Origin of the sequence: Paenarthrobacter nitroguajacolicus (assembly GCF_029952445.1) — a bacterium.
Taxonomy (GTDB): Bacteria; Actinomycetota; Actinomycetes; order Actinomycetales; family Micrococcaceae; genus Arthrobacter; species Arthrobacter nitroguajacolicus_B.
The window spans coordinates 1-648 of record NZ_JAQPPK010000074.1 but is presented as its reverse complement, the minus strand read 5'-3'; the positions used below and the strand labels follow the sequence as shown (position 1 = coordinate 648).

Below are 648 nucleotides of genomic sequence, written 5' to 3'. Positions count from 1 at the left end.
CCATTCGGACATCCTGGGATCAACGCTCGGTTATCAACTCCCCCAGGCTTATCGCAGATTCCTACGTCCTTCTTCGGCTCCTAATGCCAAGGCATCCACCGTGTGCCCTTAAAAACTTGACCACACACAAAACCAACGAACCCCAAAAGGCCCGCCGGTCTACGATGCATCATCTATTCGAGAGAACCATGACCACAAGGGCCAGGTTCATTCATAAGAAATTGCTGTAAGAAACACACACACCAACCCCGAAAGGCCAGCCACGCATGTGTTTCTAGATGCTCGCGTCCACTATGTAGTTCTCAAACAACAACCCCATCAACCAGACCACCACACCCCAACAAGGGACGTGGCGGTACCGGAAGCAGGAACAAAAAAGACACCAGAGTGCCCCCAATGCATTGCTGCAAAAAGGTCCTGTTGCCTCAGGACCCAACAGTGCGCCAAACACAACCCCCACCAGCGGCATCCCGGACACGTTCCCAACAACACCACACACCACCCAACAAAAGAAGGGGGGCGCGGGCACTGCCGTACTGGCACCAGGACACAACCACAAAGGCCATGCCAAAAAACTTTGATTCGTTGATATTCCACCCATGAGCACCCACCGCAGAACAAACGCCTGCGCAATGGGCAACACTGACA

1 rRNA gene is annotated in these 648 nt (G+C 53.5%); it reads right to left on the bottom strand.

The window, feature by feature from the left end:
- Window positions 1-122: ribosomal RNA gene (locus tag PJL15_RS22570) — 23S ribosomal RNA — on the bottom strand; the annotation flags it as partial.
- Window positions 123-648 lie beyond the last annotated feature (526 nt).